At 46.6% G+C, this 18949-nt stretch carries 15 protein-coding genes; 12 read left to right on the forward strand and 3 right to left on the reverse strand.

What is annotated here, in order from left to right:
* Positions 1-88: 88 nt before the first annotated feature.
* From B5D77_RS19720 to B5D77_RS19730, 3 genes are all read left to right on the forward strand, one after another.
* Positions 89-232 (forward strand): high light inducible protein, encoded by a 144-nt coding sequence (locus B5D77_RS19720; protein ID WP_002734821.1) that lies wholly within the window; start codon positions 89-91, stop codon positions 230-232.
* A gap of 304 nt (positions 233-536) precedes the next feature.
* Positions 537-1832, forward strand: a complete 1296-nt coding sequence (locus B5D77_RS19725) for a Glu/Leu/Phe/Val dehydrogenase (protein WP_216644389.1) — start codon at positions 537-539, stop codon at positions 1830-1832.
* Between the two features lie 204 nt (positions 1833-2036).
* Complete coding sequence (locus tag B5D77_RS19730) at positions 2037-4769, forward strand: cation-transporting P-type ATPase (RefSeq protein ID WP_106909486.1); 2733 nt, start codon at positions 2037-2039, stop codon at positions 4767-4769.
* A 43-nt stretch (positions 4770-4812) separates the two neighbouring features.
* On the opposite strand, the gene pyrC is transcribed toward B5D77_RS19730, so the two are convergent.
* Positions 4813-5847 (reverse strand): dihydroorotase, encoded by a 1035-nt coding sequence (gene pyrC, locus B5D77_RS19735; RefSeq protein WP_106909487.1) that lies wholly within the window; start codon positions 5845-5847, stop codon positions 4813-4815.
* Between the two features lie 585 nt (positions 5848-6432).
* Between pyrC and B5D77_RS19740 the strand changes: the two genes are divergently transcribed.
* Both B5D77_RS19740 and B5D77_RS19745 read left to right on the forward strand, forming a co-directional pair.
* Positions 6433-8115: a DNA methyltransferase gene (locus B5D77_RS19740; protein ID WP_106909488.1), complete on the forward strand. Its 1683-nt coding sequence runs from the start codon at positions 6433-6435 to the stop codon at positions 8113-8115.
* A 168-nt stretch (positions 8116-8283) separates the two neighbouring features.
* A complete protein-coding gene (locus tag B5D77_RS19745) occupies positions 8284-9114 on the forward strand; it encodes a DUF4351 domain-containing protein (protein WP_008196921.1) in 831 nt (276 codons plus the stop codon).
* Positions 9115-9191: 77 nt separating this feature from the next.
* On the opposite strand, the gene B5D77_RS19750 is transcribed toward B5D77_RS19745, so the two are convergent.
* The gene (locus B5D77_RS19750) at positions 9192-9746 is read right to left on the reverse strand and encodes a Uma2 family endonuclease (protein WP_106909489.1); all 555 of its coding nucleotides are present in this window, start codon (positions 9744-9746) and stop codon (positions 9192-9194) included.
* 231 nt (positions 9747-9977) lie between these two features.
* Between B5D77_RS19750 and B5D77_RS26315 the strand changes: the two genes are divergently transcribed.
* From B5D77_RS26315 to B5D77_RS19765, 4 genes are all read left to right on the forward strand, one after another.
* The gene (locus B5D77_RS26315; protein ID WP_008196917.1) at positions 9978-10154 is read left to right on the forward strand and encodes a hypothetical protein; all 177 of its coding nucleotides are present in this window, start codon (positions 9978-9980) and stop codon (positions 10152-10154) included.
* On the forward strand, positions 10151-11209 hold the full coding sequence (locus B5D77_RS19755; RefSeq protein WP_106909490.1) for a DUF3326 domain-containing protein: 1059 nt from the start codon (positions 10151-10153) through the stop codon (positions 11207-11209). Before B5D77_RS26315 ends, B5D77_RS19755 begins: the two co-directional genes overlap by 4 nt.
* Complete coding sequence (locus B5D77_RS19760) at positions 11206-11787, forward strand: CPBP family intramembrane glutamic endopeptidase (RefSeq protein WP_008196914.1); 582 nt, start codon at positions 11206-11208, stop codon at positions 11785-11787. Before B5D77_RS19755 ends, B5D77_RS19760 begins: the two co-directional genes overlap by 4 nt.
* Before the next feature lie 74 nt (positions 11788-11861).
* Positions 11862-12305: a DUF3531 family protein gene (locus tag B5D77_RS19765; protein WP_002782647.1), complete on the forward strand. Its 444-nt coding sequence runs from the start codon at positions 11862-11864 to the stop codon at positions 12303-12305.
* 336 nt (positions 12306-12641) lie between these two features.
* On the opposite strand, the gene B5D77_RS26320 is transcribed toward B5D77_RS19765, so the two are convergent.
* On the reverse strand, positions 12642-12818 hold the full coding sequence (locus B5D77_RS26320; RefSeq protein ID WP_172970092.1) for a hypothetical protein: 177 nt from the start codon (positions 12816-12818) through the stop codon (positions 12642-12644).
* 24 nt (positions 12819-12842) lie between these two features.
* Between B5D77_RS26320 and B5D77_RS19770 the strand changes: the two genes are divergently transcribed.
* From B5D77_RS19770 to B5D77_RS19780, 3 genes are all read left to right on the forward strand, one after another.
* Positions 12843-15197 carry a GH116 family glycosyl hydrolase gene (locus tag B5D77_RS19770; protein WP_106909491.1) on the forward strand — a complete coding sequence of 785 codons (2355 nt, stop codon included), beginning with the start codon at positions 12843-12845 and terminating at the stop codon, positions 15195-15197.
* Between the two features lie 333 nt (positions 15198-15530).
* Positions 15531-18011: a type II CAAX prenyl endopeptidase Rce1 family protein gene (locus tag B5D77_RS19775; protein ID WP_106909492.1), complete on the forward strand. Its 2481-nt coding sequence runs from the start codon at positions 15531-15533 to the stop codon at positions 18009-18011.
* A gap of 81 nt (positions 18012-18092) precedes the next feature.
* Positions 18093-18947, forward strand: a complete 855-nt coding sequence (locus B5D77_RS19780; RefSeq protein ID WP_106909493.1) for a hypothetical protein — start codon at positions 18093-18095, stop codon at positions 18945-18947.
* Positions 18948-18949: the final 2 nt, after the last annotated feature.

Below are 18949 nucleotides of genomic sequence, written 5' to 3' on the forward strand. Positions count from 1 at the left end.
GAAATGTTGCATAGTCTGAAAAGTTATGTTACATTAAATATCAAGCACTTGACTTAAACGCAATTTTCTTATAGGAAGGCAATTCACCATGGATAAGCAAGAAAACAAACTCGGCTTCACCGCTTTCGCTGAAAACTGGAATGGTCGTTTAGCCATGCTCGGTTTCGTTATTGGCGTAGCTACGGAATACTTAACCCACAAAGGCATCCTTGCTCAATTAGGCTTGATGTAATTTCAGCCTCGATTGCTGTGCATCTACAATCAACTTGAATAAATTATCAAAAAAGGGAGGAGCATCGCTCTTTCCCTTTTTTAGTTGCAGGTTGGGGATGGGGGAGTGGGGTGATAGGGAAGTGGGGTGTGGGGTGTAGGGTGTAGGGTGTACGGTAGATGATGTGCGGGAAAATCTCTCAAGTAACCTTGGTTGAGAACAATTGTCGGCAATCCCTGTCCATGGTTAATTAAGAAAAATAAACTGTAGCGAAATATACTGTTTTTCCCGTGTTCTAATGGGGATAGATAGGGGGAAAAAAATCATGTCGAAATCACTCTTTACCGATGCCAGCAGTCGCCTAGAACGGGCCCTTAAGTATGTCTCCATTTCCGATGATGCGATCGAGCGGTTAAAATATCCCAAAGCTAGTCTCAGCGTCTCCATACCCGTCCGTATGGACAACGGCACTCTGAGAATCTTCCAAGGCTACCGCGTCCGCTACGATGACACCCGCGGCCCCGGCAAAGGAGGGGTGCGCTATCATCCCAACGTCAACATCGATGAGGTGCAGTCCCTAGCCTTTTGGATGACCTTTAAATGCGCCCTGCTGGATTTGCCCTTTGGTGGGGCTAAGGGCGGCATTACCCTCAATCCGAAAGAATTGTCAAAAGCCGAGTTAGAACGTCTTAGCCGGGGCTATATCGAGGGTATAGCCGACTTTATCGGTCCCGATATCGATATTCTTGCCCCCGATGTCTATACCAACGAGATGATCATGGGTTGGATGATGGACCAGTACAGCATCATTCAGCGTAAAATTAGTCCGGCGGTGGTGACGGGGAAACCTTTAACCATGGGAGGCAGTCGTGGCCGCGATACGGCGACGGGAACGGGAGCTTTTCATGTTATTCATTCTCTTTTGCCGAAATTAGACAAAAAACCCGCTAATACTACCGTAGCCGTTCAGGGATTCGGTAACGCCGGGGCCGTAGTGGCGGATCTCCTCGCCAAAGCCGGTTATCAAGTGGTGGCGGTAAGTGATTCCCAGGGCGGCATTTATCGGGAAAAAGGCCTAGATATTGCCAGCATTCGTGAGTATAAACAGGAACATCGCGGGATTACTGCTATTTACTGTGAGGGTACTGTGTGTAATATCGTCGAACACGAGGCGATTAGTAATGAAGAATTATTAGCCCTAGATGTGGATGTTTTGATTCCAGCTGCCCTAGAAAACCAAATTACCGCCGAAAATGCCGATCGCGTGCGGGCAAAATATATCTTTGAAGTGGCCAATGGTCCAACTACCTCAGAAGCCGATCGCATTTTAGAATCAAAAGGGATTCTCGTTTTCCCCGATATTTTGGTTAACGCCGGTGGGGTAACGGTGAGTTATTTTGAATGGGTGCAAAATCGCAGCGGTCTTTATTGGCGATTAAACGAGATAAATGAGCGCTTAAAAGAAAGAATGGTGACAGAAGCGGAAAAAGTCTGGTCTTTCGCCCAGGAGTTCGATATATCTCTGCGTAACGCCGCCTACGCCCAGGCCATTGCTCGTCTCGGTGAGGCCCTAGATGCCAAGGGAACCCGCGATTATTATCAAAATAAGACGAGAGCTTAAGGTCGTCAGTCGTCGGTCGTCGGTCGTCTGGAAATAAATAGGGTGATAGGGTTTTGGGGTGATAGGGTGATGAGACAGCTTCCCCACCCCCCAATTCATAATTCATAATTCATAATTCATAATTCCCACCCCCCCACTTCCCCACTTCCCCAATTCATAATTCATAATTCATAATTCATAATTCCCTAAATATTGGAGAGCATGATGCCAGTTCAATTATCATTGCCCTTGTATCATCAACTTTCTCAACCAGAGGTGATTGAATACTTGACCAGCGATGGGTCAGCGGGCTTATCAGCAGAAGAAGTGGCCAGTCGCTACGAAAAATATGGCCCGAATGAACTGCGATTTAAGCCGGGGAAACCAGCTTGGTTGAGGTTTTTGCAGCAATTTCATCAGCCACTACTCTATATTCTCTTGCTTGCGGGTACTATTAAGGCATTTTTAGGGTCTTGGACGAATGCCTCGGTGATTTGGGGAGTTACCCTGATCAATGCCATTATTGGCTATGTGCAGGAAGCTAAGGCGGAAGGTGCGATCGCTTCCCTAGCCAAAGCCGTAACCACAGAAGCGACCGTGTTGCGAGAGGGACAAACCCTGCGGATTCCATCTCAGGATTTGGTGCCAGGAGATATCGTTTTATTGGCATCGGGGGATAAAGTGCCGGCGGACTTGAGGCTGCTGAAAGTCCGCAATTTGCAGGTGGATGAGTCTGCCTTGACCGGGGAATCCTTGCCCGGGTCAAAAGCGATCGAACCCTTACCCGGGGATACGCCCCTAGCAGAAAGGACAAACATGGCCTACGCAGGGAGTTTTGTTACCTTTGGACAGGGCAAAGGGATTGTTGTCTCTACGGCCAATGCCACCGAAGTGGGGCAGATTTCCCAGTCGATGGAAAGCCGAGTCAGCCTTAGCACACCCCTGACCCGTAAATTTGCCCAATTTAGCCGCACCCTACTCTACGCAATTTTGACCCTAGCAACCTTGACCTTTGCCATCGGGTTAGGACGGGGGAAATCTTGGATCGATATGTTTGAAGCTGCCGTTGCCCTCGCAGTGAGTGCGATTCCAGAAGGGCTGCCGGCAGTGGTAACGATTACCTTGGCCATTGGGGTCAACCGCATGGCCCGTCGTCATGCGATTATTCGTAAACTGCCCGCAGTGGAAGCATTGGGGAGTGCGACCGTCATTTGTTCCGACAAAACCGGAACCCTGACCGAAAATCAAATGACTGTACAGTCCATTTATACTGAAGGGCAATATTACGCCGTTAGTGGTGGTGGCTATAGTCCCAAGGGCGAAATTAGTCTGATCACCGATGGCAACCCTGGCAGCCCCTTTGCAGAGGAATTACCGCCGGCCCTAGGGGATTGTCTGGTAGCTGGTTTGCTTTGTAATGACTCCGGGCTAAAACAAACGGGAGAAGATTGGTCAGTGGTGGGGGATCCTACGGAAGGGGCGCTGATTGCGGCCGCCGCCAAAGCAGGTCTCAGTCAATTGGGGCTATTGTCTTTAACCCCACGATTAGATGCAATTCCCTTTGAATCTGAGTACCAATACATGGCAACCCTGCATGATGGCATACCTCGCCTGATCTATGTCAAGGGATCGGTTGAGTCGCTAATGCGTCGTTGTTCCCAGATGATCGATCGCTATGGTCAGATGACCGCGCTGAACGCCCAACAGATCGAGCAAGCGGTAGAAACGATGGCAGAGCAGGGTTTACGGGTGCTTGCCTTCGCCAAAAAAGCAGCCGCGACCCATCAGCATTCTATCGACCATGAGGATATCGAAACAGGCTTGGTGTTTCTAGGATTACAGGGCATGATTGACCCGCCTCGTCCAGAGGCGATCGCTGCTGTTCATGCCTGTCAAAGTGCTGGGATTCGCGTCAAGATGATTACTGGTGATCATCTTGTCACGGCGCGGGCGATCGCGGAACGGATGGGCATTAAAACGGCAGCACAAGTCTTAGCATTTGAGGGAAAACAATTAGCGCAAATGGATAATCATCAACTGGCCCAAGCGGTGGTCGATGGATCGGTATTTGCCAGGGTTGCCCCTACCCAAAAACTGCAACTGGTGGAAGTACTCCAGTCCCAAGGAGAAATCGTGGCGATGACGGGCGATGGTGTTAATGATGCGCCGGCTCTCAAGCAGGCCGATATCGGCATTGCCATGGGGAAAGGAGGAACGGAAGTCGCCCGGGAATCTGCTGATATGCTCCTCACTGATGATAACTTTGCCTCGATCAAGGCTGCTGTCGAAGAAGGACGCACCGTTTATCAAAATTTACGCAAGGCAATCTCCTTTCTCTTACCTGTCAATGGTGGCGAATCGATGACGATTCTGATCAGTACTTTACTGGCGCGAGATTTACCCATCCTCTCCCTACAAGTACTCTGGTTGAACATGATCAACTCGGTCACGATGACTGTTCCCCTGGCCTTTGAAGCAAAATCCCCCGGCATTATGCAGTCACCACCACGCAATCCCAATGAACCTTTGATCACCAAAAAACTATTGCGCCGAATTTTGGCTGTTTCATTGTTTAACTGGATTCTGATTTTTGGTATGTTTGAGTGGGCTAAATCGACCACAGGAGATATTGCCGTTGCCCGCACAATGGCAATTCAATCCCTTGTGGCAGCACGGGTTATCTATCTGCTCAGTATCAGTCAATTAGGGATGAGCCTAGTTAACTACCTGCGTCGTCAGTCAACCTCGATTACTAATGCACCGATCCTAATTTTGGGGATTGTGGCTGCTGTTGCCCTACAAATTTTGTTTAGTCAATGGGGGGTGATGAACAGTCTGTTTGCAACGGCGACCCTAACCGGTCATCAATGGCTAATCTGTTTGTTGCCGATGCCGCTCATGGTACTTTGGGCAATTTTTGCCAATGTTATCGATCCTCCTCATTGTCATGGGAAATAACTAATCTTGAATTCTTGACCGCAACTACCAAGACTCGCGGTTTTTATTCCCCTAATTGCCAGCTTATCTCTTCACCCGCTCGTAACGGCACCAGTCCGGATTCGGGAAATGGCAATTCATCGGGAATACGCCAAGGGGTTTTGTTTAATGTGATTTGTTCGGTATTTCGGGGGAGTTGATAGAAATCTGGCCCGTGCAAGCTGGCGAACCCTTCTAGTTGCTCAAGCGCATCGACACTCTCAAAGGCTTCTGCGTACAACTCTAGGGCGTGCAGGGCTGAATAACAACCCGCACAGCCACAGGAACTTTCCTTGCTGTAGCGAGAATGGGGTGCGCTATCGGTCCCTAGAAAAAACTTGGGATTCCCCGATGTTGCCGCTTGCAAAAGTGCCAAACGATGATCCTCTCGTTTCAAAATCGGCAGGCAATAAAAATGAGGACGAATGCCACCGGTAAAGAGAATGTTTCGGCTAAACAATAAATGTTGGGGCGTAATTGTGGCGGCGACATTGTTGTTAGCAGATAGAACAAACTTGACCGCGTCGGCAGTGGTAATGTGTTCAAATACGACACGCAGTTTGGGAAATCTTGTTATCAGTGGGATTAAGTGCTTCTCAATGAACACTTTCTCTCGATCGAACACATCAATATCACCATCGGTAACTTCTCCGTGCAGTAGTAGCGGCATATCTACCTGCTCCATCGCTGCCAAAACGCCATCGCACCTACGAAGGTCCGTCACCCCCAAGTCGGAATTAGTTGTCGCACCGGCCGGGTAGTATTTCACCGCTTTGACAAACTGGGAGGCTTTCGCTGCCACGATTTCTTCGGGACTGGTATTATCGGTGAGATAGAGGGTCATCAGTGGCTCGAACTGTTGACCCTCTGGAACTGCTGCCAGAATGCGCTCGCGATAGGAGGCAGCATCAGCCACCGAGCGCACTGGGGGCTTTAAATTCGGCATGATAATGGCACGGGCAAACTGACGCACCGTATGGGGTAGAACCGCTTTCATTGCCGCACCATCGCGCAGATGAAGGTGCCAGTCGTCGGGTCGAGTTATTGTGATTCTTCGCATTGTTCAATCATACTACGGTTAGGGTTCCCACCTCACCCAAGATAACGGAGGCAGGGGGCAGGAGGCAGGAGGCAACCCTACCCCCTTGCCCCCCCGATGTCGGGGGGGTTGGGGGGGGAAATTCAGCTAATCTAAGGATAGGCAGTTTAAATGCGTCTTAAGTAGGGAGGCAAAATTATTTGTAGGATGGGTTAGCGGTAGCGTAACCCATGCAGGCGTTGGGTTTCATGCTTCAACCCAACCTACGTTCATCTTATATTTAATTCCACCCACCCACTTAGCTTAGTTTTAGTTGATTGGAAAGAACCTTTGATTTTAGCGGCGAAATTAATTTGACGGTGACGATAATTCCTCTTGACAAAATCCCAGCACTTGACATATACTTATTTATATAATGGGAATCCGTGCCTGCCTGCGACCCCCTCATTTTCAGGCAAGATGGACTTAAGAAAATTAAATTTTGAGCGCACAGGATGCGCTTGTTGTAATTAGTACAATCATATTATTCTCTGGAGCGATTGCATTCGTCCTCTTTAAGGGGGAATAATAATACAATTGAGAATGCAGTCAATCCCCCCAATCTCTATGGTCAATAAACTATACTACGGTGATAACCTAGAAGTGCTGCGGAAATATATCAAAGATGAGTCGATCGATCTTTGTTATATCGATCCACCCTTTAATTCTAAACGCAATTACAACCAAATTTATAACAACTTAGGTAAGGAAGATCAAGCACAAGCACAAGCGTTTGTAGATACCTGGACATGGGATAATCACGCTAACGAAGCTTTAGAAGAAATTCAAAGCAACTATCAGGGTAAATTTACCAGTCAGACTATTGATTTAATTGACGGTTTAACTAAAGTTTTAGGTAAAGGCAGTCTTCTCGCTTATCTGGTGAGTATGACTCTGAGGATCGTGGAAATCCATCGAGTTTTAAAATCTACTGGTAGCTTTTATCTCCACTGCGATCCTACTGCTAGTCATTATTTAAAAATAGTTTTAGATACTGTTTTTTGCTCTCAGGGGGGTGATTTTAAAAATGAGATTAGCTGGAAAAGACAATCGGCCCATAGTGACGCAAAAAAGAAATTTTGTGATATTGTCGATATAATTTTTTATTATGTTAAATCTTCTCAAGCTAGTTTCTATCCTCAATACGGAGAACACGATAGTAATTATGTTGATAAATTTTATAGACATGATGATAATGATGGGAGAGGAATGTATAGATTAAGTGATATGGCTAGTCCGAATCCACGGCCAAATATGATGTATGAATGGATGGGGTTTCCTTATCCTAGTAAAGGCTGGCGTTACCAAAAAGAAACGATGCAACAGTTACACGATCAGGGTAGAATATATTATCCTCGTCATTCCGATGGTCAATTTAACACAAAAAAACGGCCACAGTTAAAAAGATATATTAATGAGCAAGAAGGCTCTATTATTACCAATTTATGGACTGACATTCAATCTTTAAGTCCTCATGCTGCCGAAAAACTCGGTTATCCCACGCAAAAACCGGAGGCATTGTTAGAAAGAATAATCAAAGCAAGTAGTAATAAAGGAGACATAATTTTAGATGCCTATTGTGGGTGTGGAACGACTATCGCTGTAGCGGAGAGATTAGAGAGAAACTGGATTGGAATTGATATAACCTATCAGAGTATTAGCTTAATGTTAAAGCGATTAGAGGACTCCTTCGGTAAAAATGTTTTAGATAAAATTGAACTAAATGGTATTCCCAAAGATCTAGAATCAGCCAAAGCATTAGCCACTAAACCCGATGATCGTACCCGCAAAGAATTTGAGAAATGGGCGGTTTTAACCTATAGTAATAACCGGGCTGTGATTAATGACAAAAAAGGGGCAGATAAAGGAGTCGATGCTATTGCCTATTTTCAGGGAGATAAGGACAATCGGGAGAAAATTATTTTTCAAGTAAAATCCGGTAATGTCAAATCGGGAGACATCAGAGATCTACAGGGAACCATGACACTACAAGGGGCAGCCCTGGGTATATTTATCACCTTGAAACCCCCTAGCAAAGATATGATCCAAACAGCCAAATCTGCGGGAATTTATCGCGGTCGTTATATGAGTCAAAGTGTCGATAAAATTGAGATTGTGACGGTACAAGAAATCCTTGAACAAAAAAAACGTCTCGATGTTATCCTCACCTTTGAAGTCCTGAAAGCTGCCGAAAAACAAAGGGAAACCCAAGGACAACAAATGAGTTTAGATATACCCTTCCCCGAATAAAAATCCTTTGTTTAAGTAGCTAGGTATTAAGTAGCTGGTTATAATTAAATTGAAGATAGATTTTGGGTTCGATCCCCCCTACCCCCCTTGATAAGGGGGGATTGAGGGGGAATAGGGTGATAATTTTGTTAAAATATAGGTCAGCCTTAACCTATAATTGAATTGAAAATGTATGATTCTACCTGTAAATTTATCGCTCTTGAATATTCGAGAGACTTGGCCACTTGGTTACTGGGTAAACCCTTAGAATTAACAGAAATTAAACCCTCGGAATTATCCCTAGAGCCAATTAGAGCCGATACTTTAATCTTTTTAGAGTCGGAAGAATTAATCTTACATATCGAGTTCCAAACCGACCCTAAAGAAGATATTCCCTATAGAATGCTAGATTATGCCACCAGACTCTATCGACGCTATCCGCGTAAACCTATCCATCAAGTGGTTATTTATCTAAGGAAAAGTGATTCCCCCAAAGTCCGACAGAATGATTATAAACAAGGGAAAACCTCTCATCAATTTGAAGTGATTAGACTTTGGGAACAACCCTCGGAACCCTTATTAAAGGCCTCCGGACTGTTTCCCTTTGCCATACTCGCTCAAGCTGAGAAACAAGAAAACTTACTGCGGCAAATTGCCCAAGAAATCGAGCAAATCAGCGATAGTCGAGAACAAAGTAATCTGGCTGCATCTACCGCAATTCTAGCCGGGTTAGTATTAAAGAAAGACATCATCCAACGATTATTGAGGAAAGACATCATGAAAGAATCCGTTATCTATCAAGAAATCTGGTCCGAGGGTTTACAAGAGGGACGACAAGAGGGAGAAGCTAACCTAGTTTTACGTCAATTAAATCGGCGTGTAGGGGACATTTCTCCCGAATTATTGCCCAATATCCGCAGTCTTGACCTAGAACAGTTAGAAAACTTGGGAGAAGCTTTGTTAGATTTTCAGTCACTACAAGATTTAGAAGAATGGCTGGAAAATTGCCGAGCTAGTTAGTACAAGTAAACTAAATGCTGTCTATCCATTCCCATGGAAGCAGCAAGCTCTCAACTCCCTTGAGAGTAGTTCACATTTTAATCTATTCCCCGGTAGAGATCGGCGATGGCTAACTCTAGGTTAATACTTGACAGGATTACGCGATCGCCTGTCTCGTAAATAGTCGTTTCCCATGTCCCCAGAGAATTACGGCGACGGCATTCCACGCGCTGGATTTCTTGGGAAATTAATACATATTCTTCTAAAGTTTCTATCTGTTGATAATCTTGGAATTTTTCGCCCTTGTCAAAAGCCTTCGTGTTGGGGGAAAGCACTTCCGCAATTAGTTTCGGATAGCGTTTCAGATAACGATCTTGGCGATCGCGCGGATCGCAGGTAACAAAAGCATCGGGATAGTAATAAAACTGATCTTGATAGTTAACCTTGACATTACCCGAGTGAAACCGACAGTCTGTAGAGTCGCCGAAATGTTCGTCAATGACTTTGAGAAAATTGAAGGCGATGCGACCATGATTATCTGTACCGCCGGCCATCGCATAAACCAAACCACGTCGGTATTCATGACGGATCTGACTCTGGCGCTCGATAGCGAGATATTCTTGGGGACTGATGTAGTTGGGAACTGCGATCATAATCTCTAGGGGAAAGCCTACTATTAATCATAGTACGAGAATGGCTAAGGCTCTCCTATTCTTTGTGTGATCTCGCGTAGCGAGCGCGTTGCGACCAGTTTAACTTACATATCAGCGATCGATCTTTGTGTCCTTCGTGTCTTTGTGGTTCCTGACCCAGAGAGCCGATAAACCAGCGCAAGAGGGCAAAATCTTGATAAACTGAGGGGATAACTATCCCAGACAATCCCCATGACCACTCACTTTATTAGTGCCGAAATCGACCTACAGGAAACCCCGCAACAACTGGAGCAAGAAATCGAAAAAGAATTAGCCAAACGCGGTGAACCCTTGCGTTGGGCAATCACAGAAGTGGATACCGAGAATAATCAAGTCAAAGTCGAAGCGATTGTCACCACTGCCTCGTGAATTCCCGTCCCTATACCGCCGTACTAATTATTCCCACCGGCATCGGGGCAGCGATTGGCGGTTATGCTGGGGATGGCATTCCCGTGGCCAGAGCGATCGCCCAAGTTTGCGATCGCCTAATTACCCATCCCAATGTCCTCAATGGCGCCCAATTGTACTGGCCCCTAGCCAACACCTATTATGTGGAGGGTTACGCTTTAGATCGTTTTGCCCGGGGGGATTGGGGATTAAGTCCCGTCCATCAAAATCGCATCGGGTTACTATTCGATCGCGCCATTGAATTTGACCTCTTGCAAAGACACCTTCAGGCTGCCGATGCTGTCCGGGCTACCCTAGGCTTAGATCTCACCGATTACCTTGTCACCGATGCCCCCTTAAATGTGCAGTTGCGAGAGGCAGCCTCCGGGGCCAGTTGGGGAACAATTGGCAATCCCGACAGCTTGCTGCGGGGGGCAGAAAAACTGATTAAGCAAGGCCGAGCGGAAGCGATCGCCATTGTTGCCCGTTTTCCCGACGATCCCGATAGCATTGCCCTGGCTAATTATCGCCATGGTCAGGGGGTGGATCCCCTTGCCGGGGCCGAAGCGGTAATTTCCCATCTGGTGGTGCGACAATTCCAAATACCGGCGGCCCACGCTCCCGCTTTAAGTCCGCTGCCCCTCGATCCGCAACTTTCCCCCAAGGCCGCAGCCGAAGAAATCGGTTATACTTTTTTACCCTGCGTTTTGGTGGGTTTAAGTCGCGCCCCCCAATTGGTCAAGCAGCCCAGTCCCGATGCTATTTGGGGCCGGGAGGTGGACGCGCTGATCGTTCCCGCCAGTGCCTGCGGCTCTAGCACAGTTCTAAGTTTTTGTCAAGAAAAAACTGTACTAATTTCCGTACAGGAAAATAGTACAAGAATGAAGGTGGCCCCAGAACCTCTAGGGGTGAAAGCAATTAGGGTACACTCGTATATGGAGGCGATCGGTGCGATCGTTTGTCAACGGGCAGGGGTTAGCCTCGCATCTCTTCGCCCTAATTTAAACTCTTTACGCTGTTTATCCGAGAATCCGTGACTAATTCCCCTAATTCCGAATTTGATTCCCTGACACGCACACAAGTCCTCACCATTATGGCGGTAACGGCGATTATCCTGCTGGTAGTCGCCAAAGTTTGGCAATATTTCGGTGCGATCGCTATTCCCGCCATTCGCTGGACTCTCCCGGATTTCCTGTTCGGATTAGCCTTAGCGGGGGCAATTAGTGGAATTAGTGGGCTTCTCTATCGTTTTTGGTCTAGTTATCGCCATAGTGCTAACTCTTACTTAGAATTAGTCATTAAACCTTTAGCATGGCCCGATTTAATTTGGATTGGATTACTGCCGGGGTTAAGTGAAGAATTATTATTTCGCGGGGTGATTTTGCCAGCTTTGGGCTTAAATATCTTTGGTTTAACCGTTTCTAGTCTGATTTTTGGCATCCTCCATTTTAGCGGTTCCCAACAATGGCCCTATGTTATCTGGGCAACTGTTGTCGGTTTTGCCCTCGGTTATACCGTCATCATCACCGGTAATTTATTAATCCCGATCCTCGCTCATATTATCACCAATCTCCTCGCTAGTTTTCTCTGGAAATTACAGCATAGTAATCAGTAATCAGTTATCAGTGGGGAAGTTATCAGTTATCAGTTATCAGTTATCAGTGACTACTCCTGTCTCCTATAAAAAAAATGGAAGTGCAATTTCGCGAATTTAATCCTTTTGATGTCTGGTTTTGGCTGGAATTTTCGACGGTTCCCTCGAATATAGAACAGCAATATGTAGAAGAAGTTTTTGCCTCTTGGTTTTATTTGGGTAAATTAGGGGCTTTCAATGCCGAAAACCTACAGGTACAGGAGGTGGGAGTCGATATTAGTTATATGGAATACGATCCAGATATGGCCGAAAATGCCTTTATGTCACCGATGCACAATATGACCGATTTTGAATACTTAGGTACTTGGGGACGTTGTTGGTTTGATCTCGGTACTAGCGATCTTATTGCTTTGGATATTTTAATCAATGCCTTGACCCAATTAAGTAAGGATTTTGTCGATATTAAACGTTTAATTATCGGTGGAGAAAATCAAGATTGGCCTGTCAGTGATCGCAGCAATTATCTCTTTAGCGAATAATTAGGGTTTACTGAAAAAGTTTCTTGGTTGAGTCAGAATTATGAATTATGAATTATGAATTATGAATTATGAATTATGGTTCTTCCGAACTTACACTGTAGAAGATTCCTCAAGCTACCTCTCTACCCAGCAATGCTCTAAAGTTGATAAGTAGGTAGGCACAATTATTTGTAGGATGGGTTAGCGGTAGCGTAACCCATGCGGGCGTTGGGTTTCATGCTTCAACCCAACCTACGTTCATTTTATATTTAATTCCACCCACCTACTTAAATATCAATCTAACAAAAACTCAAAGCCTTAGTATACAAGCTTTACAAGCACGAGTTGTTGATAGTTTTACATGACAGGTTCGGTAGAGTCTGAATTCAGGATATTATTTTTATTTATTCTCTCTTTTCCCCTTTCCCCTTTCCCCTCTCCCTTATCCCCTCTCCCATCTCCCTTATCCCTTATCCCCTCTCCCTTATCCCTTATCCCTTCTCCCTTCTCCCCAATTCCTAATTCATAATTCATAATTCATAATTCCCACTTAAATCTATGCTTAATCTCGTCTCCCTTCCAGAAATTCCCGCCGCTGCTTGGAAACGTCCTCTGGGCAAAGGTTGGGAAAAACCCTACAGCGTCCGCTACGCCAGCAATTTAGATGATGGTCCTTGGCATGGGATGCCTCTGGGGGGATTTGGGGCCGGTTGCATCGGACGTTCCCCCAAAGGTGACTTTAACCTCTGGCATCTGGACGGCGGTGAACACAGTTTTAATAGCCTTGCGGCCTGTCAATTTAGCATTTTTGAACAAACAGAAGACGGAAGCGCCCAAGCCTACGCTATGGCGACGGAAAGCCCGACGGATGGAACGTTATCGCGCTGGTCGTGGTATCCAGCCGAAAAGGGAACATATTCTGCCCTTTATCCCCGCAGTTGGTACGAGTACAAAGATGTTTTTCAGACTCAATTAATTTGCGAACAATTCTCACCGGTTTGGGCGCATAATTATCAAGAAAGTAGTTATCCTATTGCCCTATTTGAATGGACGGCTCATAATCCCACCGATAAACCGATTACTATTAGTATTATGCTGACTTGGCAAAATACAATCGGTTGGTTTACTAACGCAATTAAATCCCCAGTGGTTAAGGTGAGAGATGATGGTAGTCCCGTCTATGAATATCAATCAAAATGGGGGGAAAGTGAGGGTAATTATAATCAATGGATTGTCGATAATTTCCGCGTTGGCTGTCTAATGCGTCGGGATTACGAAAACCCCGGGGAAGGGGATGGACAGATGGCGATTGCCACTATCACTAATCCGAGTCTAGAGGTATTTTATCGGGGTAAATGGAACCCTGCCGGCGATGGGGGCGAAGTTTGGGACTATTTCGCCATGAATGGCTCTTTACCGGATATTGAGGACGAAACCCCCGCCCAAAAAGGGGAACAAACGGCCACGGCTATGGCGATTCGTTTTACCATTCGTCCGGGGAAAACTCGCAAAATTCCTTTTATTTTAGCTTGGGATTTACCCGTTACCGAATTTGCCCAAGGAATTAACTATTATCGTCGTTATACGGACTTTTTCGGTCGAAATGGTCAAAATGCTTGGGCGATGGTACGCACGGCTTTAAAACACGGCGATACATGGCGAGAAAATATTATTAACTGGCAAAAACCGATCCTAGAACGCAGCGATCTGGCCGATTGGTTTAAAATGGCTTTATTTAACGAATTATACCTCCTAACTGACGGCGGCACTCTCTGGACGGCCGCCACGGAACAGGATCCGATCGGTCAATTCGGAGTGTTAGAATGTATTGATTATCGTTGGTATGAAAGTCTTGATGTGCGTCTCTATGGTTCCTTTGGGTTATTGATGTTATGGCCGCGCTTAGAAAAGGCCGTCATGGAAGCTTTTGCCAGGGCAATTCCCAGCAGTGACGACACTCCTCGAATTATCGGTTATAACCAAGCTAGTGCCATTCGTAAGGCTAAAAATGCCACTCCCCACGATTTAGGCGCACCCAATGAACATCCTTGGCAAAAGAGCAATTACACCAGTTATCAAGATTGTAATCTCTGGAAAGATTTAGGCAGTGATTTTGTTTTATTAGTCTATCGGGATTATTTATTAACGGGGGCTAAAGATGAGGATTTTCTGCGGGAATGTTGGCCGTCAATTGTTCTGACTTTGCAATATTTAAAAACTTTTGACCTTGATAACGATGGCATCCCCGAAAATTCCGGCGCACCAGACCAAACCTTTGATGATTGGCGTTTACAGGGAATTAGTGCCTATTGTGGTGGTTTGTGGATAGCAGCCCTAGAAGCGACGCTTAAAATTGGGGCAATTCTTGGAGAAGATACAGCAATTTTTGCTGGTTGGTTACAGCAATCTCGCGCTATTTATCATCAGACTCTCTGGAATGGAGAATATTATAATTTAGATAGTGGCAGTGGTTCCGATGTGGTGATGACTGACCAATTATGCGGTCAATTTTATGCCCGTTTATTGGCTTTACCGGATGTGGTAGAAAATCAATACACGCAATCAGCTTTAAGTAAGATTTATCAGGCTTGTTTTCTCAAGTTTCATGAGGGAAAATTTGGGGCAGCAAATGGGTTAAAACCCGATGGTACTCCCGAAAATCCCGAGGCAACTCATCCCTTGGAAGTTTGGGTAGGAATTAATTTTGGGTTGGTGGCTTTTTTGATGCAAATGGGAATGGAAAAGCAAGGATGGCAAATTACGGAAGCGGTGGTGAAACAAGTCTATGAAAATGGCCTACAATTTCGCACCCCGGAAGCGATTACATCGGTGGGAACTTTTCGCGCTTGTCATTATTTACGCGCCATGGCTATCTGGGCTATCTATGGGGTTTTGACGGAATTTCAGGGATAAGTAGGTAGGCGTTAAAAATTATCAGACACCCCCCTTATCAAGCTGTCCTTTAGTCACATCTTTCTTAACATTTCAAACCTTTGTGGCACAAGGCTTTCAAGACTCGGTTAACAATTTGTAATATTCCTTGTTGACACCCTTACTGACAAAGAAAAAACTGAAATCAAGTCAGGATAAGGGTTGGAGTGCTTACTGCAAAAATTGTTAAGAAAGATCCCTATAAGGGATAGATCAAGGGGGGCAGGGGGGATCGAACCTAAAATCCATTTTTAATTTAATTATAACCAGCTACTTAGTCTAAACGCTGTAGGCTGGAGAAACCTGACTCGATCGATGAGCGTCAGCTATACCATGAAAAGAACGATTTCCCGGATTGTCTGGATACTTCTCTCGCTGGCGGCGATCGCTCTAGCGGTTTTTCTGTTCAGTCCGCGCCCCGTGGAAGAAGCCAAGGCTGACTACTGGATCATGAGTCGGTTAGCGGTCAATCAACCGGGCTATTTTCCCCTAGAGCAATCCCTCGATCCGCGATGGTATCGCCCGATCGCCCCTTGGATCGGTCGCCTGATTTTGCCAAAACCGGAGGAATATTCCGCCACACCGGGGGAAGATTGGACTTGGTTGCAGGTTTACCAAGCACCGCAGCCAGATTTAGTCGGTCAAAAAGTTCGTTTAGGTTGGCGGCAATCCCCGGCACTGGCTCGATATTTAGGACTGGTTACTAAGGATATTCGCTTCACTCCAGAGGCGATCGAGAGTGAAAAACAGGGAAATATCCTACCGACTCGCTTGAATGGTCGTTCAGGGGTCGGACCACTGCAAGCGCTGGCCGGATCGCGACCGCTCGATGATGTGGTGGTCAGCTTTCCCGATGCAGAAATCGGGGAAACGTCATTACAAGTGGAGCGAATGCCCTTGATCGTTACTGGGCGCTTTGTGGCATTGGTGAAAATTATCGGCGAAGCTCCCCCCCGAACCCCCAGCGACATCCCCAAGGTTTGCCCCGGTTCACCCCCCTGTGGGAGCGAACTTTTCCGAGTGCAACACTATAACCGCGACAGTGGACAATTCGACGGCAGCTCGGAAGTGATCCGCATTCCCCAACAACCCTTAGTTTCCGGAGGACGTTTTATCTCGACCCCCCGAGAGTTAGCAGCGGCGAGGGAAGGAAAGGAGGGCTGGTATATCTACGGTGCGCGGGGACGCGATAACCTCTTTACCGTTCAAGCAATCAAACCTCGATCGCTGTTTCAACTGCAACCGACGGCAACCCTGACCGGGGTGCAATCGGGCCAAGATTACATCGCCCGCAGCACTTGGAACGATACCCCATCCCGCAAAGGAACCGCCAGTCGGGTAACAGTCCTGCCGGAGGGTGAAAAAAAATCATGGAAAGAGGGCGATAAAGGCATAGGAATTCATCTTTTCGGCGGAATCGGCGGTAAAAAAGGCGAATCAATACAATTGGGAACGGTAACGGGTCATTTTTCCTATTTTCTCTACGAAGTGATTCGGGATGCCCTGACGGGAGAGCTGCAGTGGCAGCTCGATTATGATCAGGTGTACGCTCACAATCCCCAGGGGATTTTATCGGGATATCAGAGTTGGGCGAACTATACGGGTAGTTTAGAGCGGGGATGGCTTAATTCCCGACCCCTATCCGATGCGATCGTGAAATTAGACCTCTTGGAGGATTACAACTTTGGCAGGGTTTCTCTGTCCCCCCTGACAGAATTCCACAAGCAGTTAGAGATCATGATGGCTCGCTACCGGATCGGGGACGGGACCGGGGTTTCTAGTGTTACCCCCGCGACTTCCTGCGTGCAGGACTCGAATCAGGCCCTTTATATCACGATCGCTACCCTGCGCCACCAGTTTGAAACCGATCCGCAGATCGCCGCTTGGTTGACAACCCATGCCGACGATCCGGAAACCTTGCGTTTTCAACGTTTGGGACAATTGGGCGATCGTTTAGAACAAGTATTAGCTCCCCGGGGGGTGATCCGGGCCGATTGGCGGCAAAACGCCGAAATTCTCGCCGGTATCACCGATAGTCGCGGAAAAGGCTTGATTCGGGAAAATACACTGGCCAACGCTCTACTAAGCTGGCGATCGATGTTACCGCGAGGCAGCAATGACGTGATCGGTGAGATTTTCTTGCGGTCAGGAGCAACTCTCTGGTTCCTCCGTACTAATCAGGTTGGGGGAGCGATGCCGGAGATTTTACCCCTCGCACCGACCAAGTTATTCGGGGAAATGCCGATGATCGCACCGATGCTCCGTCGCACTTTGGGCGCGCTCGTGCTGCCCCTTACCGGTCGGGATTGGGGGGTGACGGCGATCGGATTGGGATTATACGCCGCGATCGCCCTGACCATCGGTTTCCGGTCGGGTTTTTTACGTTGGCACTTCCCCGAACGGAGACCGTTAGAGATACTGAAAATGCTCGTCTTTTGTTTTTTCTTCCCGGCATTCTGGGAGGAATTCGTCTTTCGGGTGCTGTTAATTCCCCATCCGGAAACGGCAACTTCCACAGCTAACCTGATCCTCTCTGCTTTGGTCAGCATCACGCTTTTTACCGTCTATCATCCCCTCAATGCAATTATTTTTTACAAAAAGGGCAATCCGACTTTTTTTCAGCCTATTTTCTTGATTTTAGCGGCTTTATTGGGATTAACTTGCACCGTTGTCTATTGGCTGACTGGTTCTCTCTGGACGATCTCGGTGCTGCATTGGTTGGTGGTGGTGGTTTGGTTGCTGTTTTTGAACGGTCTATCTCGACTGACAAGGCGATCGAAGCAAGGCAGTTTTTAAATTTGCTCTCGGTCTAAAGTGGGAAAAACCATTTAAAATTGAAAATCAACAGGGATAGGGAAGCTCTGTAACCGCACGATCATGGCTAAAATTGTCGGTGTTCACGGTATCGCGCAAGAATTTAGGGGTAGCCACACGATTTGTGCTGAGTGGTTGCCAAGTCTCAAGGATGGATTGAAACTCGCAGGAACCGAGTTAAAGTCCGATACCGATTTTCGTTGCGCGTTTTACGGAGATATTTTTCGGGGAAAACCGAAAGCGCTCGGCATTCCGAACTACGATGTTAATGATATCGATTCCGATTGGGAAAAAGAATTACTCCAGTTGTGGTGGCAAGAAACGGAACGAGTGGAAAATAATCATCCCAATGCGGATAGCCTTTTGAGAGAAAAATCTACCCCAAAAATTATCCAGAGAGCTTTGTCGGGGTTAAGTGAATCTCGGTTTTTCGGTAGCATTGCCGAGAAATTGGTTATTTCTTATCTTAAGCAAGTGGGGAGCTATTTACACGATCAAGAGCTAAAACAGCAGATTCAAGAGCGAGTAATAAAATGTATCGATGAAGAAGATCCGCGGGTACTTGTAGCTCATTCTCTCGGTTCGATCGTCTGTTACGAAACTTTATGTCAGCATCCAGAATGGCCGATTAAAGTCTTTGTCACTCTCGGTTCTCCTTTGGGGATAAGACAATTAATTTTCGATCGACTGCAACCATCCCCCCGCAATAACCTGGGGTTCTGGCCCGGAAATGTGAAAAGATGGGTGAATATCGCAGACAATGGCGATGTGGTGGCGTTGACAAAGCAACTCAACCCTTTATTTGAGGGAACTATCGAGGATAAGCTAGTTTATAATGGTTGCGAGGCTCACGATGCCAAAAGGTATCTGACGGCGGTTGAAACTGGGGAAGCGATTCGATCGGGGTTAATCGATTGATG

This window comes from Microcystis sp. MC19, from assembly GCF_003019735.1.
In the GTDB taxonomy this organism is placed as follows: domain Bacteria; phylum Cyanobacteriota; class Cyanobacteriia; order Cyanobacteriales; family Microcystaceae; genus Microcystis.

Excerpts from the sequence above, each read along its gene's own strand:
- B5D77_RS19720 (WP_002734821.1), top strand. The coding sequence starts at position 89 with ATGGATAAGCAAGAAAACAAACTCGGCTTCACCGCTTTCGCTGAAAAC.
- B5D77_RS19725 (WP_216644389.1), top strand. The coding sequence starts at position 537 with ATGTCGAAATCACTCTTTACCGATGCCAGCAGTCGCCTAGAACGGGCC.
- B5D77_RS19730 (WP_106909486.1), top strand. The coding sequence starts at position 2,037 with ATGCCAGTTCAATTATCATTGCCCTTGTATCATCAACTTTCTCAACCA.
- pyrC (WP_106909487.1), bottom strand. The coding sequence starts at position 5,847 with ATGCGAAGAATCACAATAACTCGACCCGACGACTGGCACCTTCATCTG.
- B5D77_RS19740 (WP_106909488.1), top strand. The coding sequence starts at position 6,433 with ATGGTCAATAAACTATACTACGGTGATAACCTAGAAGTGCTGCGGAAA.
- B5D77_RS19745 (WP_008196921.1), top strand. The coding sequence starts at position 8,284 with ATGTATGATTCTACCTGTAAATTTATCGCTCTTGAATATTCGAGAGAC.
- B5D77_RS19750 (WP_106909489.1), bottom strand. The coding sequence starts at position 9,746 with ATGATCGCAGTTCCCAACTACATCAGTCCCCAAGAATATCTCGCTATC.
- B5D77_RS26315 (WP_008196917.1), top strand. The coding sequence starts at position 9,978 with ATGACCACTCACTTTATTAGTGCCGAAATCGACCTACAGGAAACCCCG.
- B5D77_RS19765 (WP_002782647.1), top strand. The coding sequence starts at position 11,862 with ATGGAAGTGCAATTTCGCGAATTTAATCCTTTTGATGTCTGGTTTTGG.
- B5D77_RS26320 (WP_172970092.1), bottom strand. The coding sequence starts at position 12,818 with ATGAATTATGAATTAGGAATTGGGGAGAAGGGAGAAGGGATAAGGGAT.
- B5D77_RS19770 (WP_106909491.1), top strand. The coding sequence starts at position 12,843 with ATGCTTAATCTCGTCTCCCTTCCAGAAATTCCCGCCGCTGCTTGGAAA.
- B5D77_RS19775 (WP_106909492.1), top strand. The coding sequence starts at position 15,531 with ATGAGCGTCAGCTATACCATGAAAAGAACGATTTCCCGGATTGTCTGG.
- B5D77_RS19780 (WP_106909493.1), top strand. The coding sequence starts at position 18,093 with ATGGCTAAAATTGTCGGTGTTCACGGTATCGCGCAAGAATTTAGGGGT.